Here is a 2,202-nt window from a genome sequence, read left to right as displayed (position 1 = left end):
CGGAACTCCCGCCCGGGGCCGGTCGGTTGGGCCGGGGCGGGACTCAGAAGCCGGAGATGGGCGTGCTGACGATCCGCACCCGGCCGTCGGCGGCCGCCTCCAGCGCCGCCCGCAACCGGACCGAGCGGGCCGGGCCGAGGAGTTCCAGCGCCTCCTCGACGGTGGCCCACTGGTGCCGGTCCAGTTCACCGGCCGGGACGGTCACGGGGGTGCCGTCCGGGACGGTGCCGAAGTCGAACATCAAGTGCTGCGCCGGGTGGTCGAGTTCGGACGAGGGGTGGGTCCAGGAGATGGCCAGTAGGTCCCCGGTCGCCCTGACGATGCCGGTCTCCTCCAACAACTCCCGCGAGGCGCACTCCACCGGGCCCTCGCCGAGGTCGATCGTGCCGCCCGGGAACTGCCAGTACTCGCGGTACCCGGCCTTCACGATCAGGATCCGGCCGGACTCGTCCCGCAGCAGGCAGCCCGCCGCCGCGTAGATCCTGGGCAGGGACGCCAACCATTCCTCACGGGACTTCAAGGGCTCAGCCGTCACTGCGATCCTCCTGGGGCACGGTGGTTCTGCACCGCCCACTCTGCCACCGACCCGCCCGGGGCCGTCGGTTCAGCGCTGGGCCGTCGGTTCAACGCTGGGCGGAGCGCAGGCCCACGCTCTCCTCGGCCAGGGTGGAGCTCCGGGAGGTTGCGAGAAGTTCCGCCGGAGCCGATGAGCCCGGGCCGCCGGGCCGGTCCAAGCAGCATGGACACCACGCCGAAGCCCCCGACCGCCCCCGCCCTGACCTGCGACCTGACCTGCGACCTGGGCGCGCTGACCGCGCCCGACCTGGCCGTCGTCGACGCCCTCGCCCGGCTGCGGCTCGCCGCCGCTCGGCACGGGGTGGGCGTGGTGCTGCTGAACGCGAGCGGCCCGCTGCGGGAACTGCTCGCGTTCAGCGGGCTCGCGGCCCTGCTGCCGGGGGGCGTGGACCCCCTCGACCTCCGGCGGCCCGAACAGGGCCTACTCGGCGGCCAGCCGGGGCGGGAGGCCGAACAGCGGGAAGAGCACGTCGGTGTCCAGGAAGTTGGTGAACCCGGTGATCCGGCCCGCTGACACCTCCAACACGATCAGCGCCCACGGCTCGTGCCCGCCCGCCGGGCTCGGCCGGTACTGGGCGAAGGCCGGAGCGCCGTTGGCCGTCACCGGGACCAGCCGGGAGCCGCGGCAGCCGTGGCCCGGGCCGAGCATCCAGGCCCGGATCTCGCCCTGCCCCCGCAACCACATCGCGTACGGCGGCATGTTGAGCGTGACGTCCTCGTGCAGCAGCGCGGCGAGGCCGTCCATGTCGTACGCCTCGAAGGCGCGGACGTAGCGGTCGAGCAGCGCGCGGTGGTCGTCGTCCAGGGCGGGGGCCGGGCGGGCGGCGGCGCCGTCCCCGGCGAGCACCGCGCGCGCCCGCTGCAGCGCGCTGTTCACCGAGGCCACCGTGACGCCGAGCAGTTCGGCCACCTCGGCGGCCTTCCAGCCGAGCACCTCGCGCAGGATCAGCACGGCCCGCTGCCGGGGCGCGAGGCGCTGCAGCACGGCGACGAAGGCCAGCTTCACCGACTCGCGCTGGGCCGCCACCTCGGCCGGGTCGCCCGTCTCGGGCAGCACCCGGCCGTCCGGCGCGGGGCCGATCCACGTCACCTCGGGCAGCTGGGTGTCGCTCGCGGTGGCCACCGTCACCGGGCCGGCCAGGTCCATCGGGCGGGCCCGGTTGTTGCGGCCGTTCAGCGCGTCCAGGCACACGTTGGTGGCGATCCGGTACAGCCAGGAGCGCAGCGCGGCGCGGCCCTCGAAGCCGCGGTGGCCCCGCCAGGCGCGGACCATCGTCTCCTGCACCGCGTCCTCGGCCTCGAAGACCGAGCCGAGCATCCGGTAGCAGTAGCCCGTCAGCTCCGTCCGGTACCGCTCCAACTGGAGCTCGACCGGCTCCTCCGTGATCAGGTCGGTCATGGTGCGCCCCCGTCGTCCCGCCCCGTGCTGGTGAACGGCACGAAGGTACTCCAGCCCACTGACAACCGCCCGGCGCCCCCCAGCACCGGCCGCGAACCACCCCGGACACCCTCCGAGCACGCGTCGGGGGGGGGGGGCGGCCCCACCGCGCCCCCCCCCCCCCCCCCGGCCCCGCACGGGGGCCGGGGGGATTGACCGCGCCCGGGCGGAGGGGCCGGAACCCCGCG

General features: G+C 75.3%; 3 protein-coding genes. 1 reads left to right on the top strand and 2 read right to left on the bottom strand.

Going from position 1 to position 2,202, the window contains the following annotated elements:
• Positions 1-43 precede the first annotated feature (43 nt).
• Positions 44-535, bottom strand: a complete 492-nt coding sequence (locus ACFV6I_RS35940) for an NUDIX domain-containing protein (RefSeq protein WP_380335756.1) — start codon at positions 533-535, stop codon at positions 44-46.
• Positions 536-739: 204 nt separating this feature from the next.
• Between ACFV6I_RS35940 and ACFV6I_RS35935 the strand changes: the two genes are divergently transcribed.
• Positions 740-1,090, top strand: a complete 351-nt coding sequence (locus tag ACFV6I_RS35935) for an STAS domain-containing protein (protein ID WP_380335754.1) — start codon at positions 740-742, stop codon at positions 1,088-1,090.
• Here the strand turns inward: ACFV6I_RS35935 and ACFV6I_RS35930 are convergent.
• The gene (locus ACFV6I_RS35930) at positions 998-1,975 is read right to left on the bottom strand and encodes a sigma-70 family RNA polymerase sigma factor (protein ID WP_380335752.1); all 978 of its coding nucleotides are present in this window, start codon (positions 1,973-1,975) and stop codon (positions 998-1,000) included. The two genes, ACFV6I_RS35935 and ACFV6I_RS35930, sit on opposite strands and share 93 nt — an antisense overlap.
• Positions 1,976-2,202 lie beyond the last annotated feature (227 nt).

The organism is Kitasatospora sp. NPDC059803 (assembly GCF_042732255.1).
Taxonomy (GTDB): domain Bacteria; phylum Actinomycetota; class Actinomycetes; order Streptomycetales; family Streptomycetaceae; genus Kitasatospora.
Note: the sequence above shows the minus strand (reverse complement) of the source record. Positions and strands in the feature narration are given on the sequence as shown.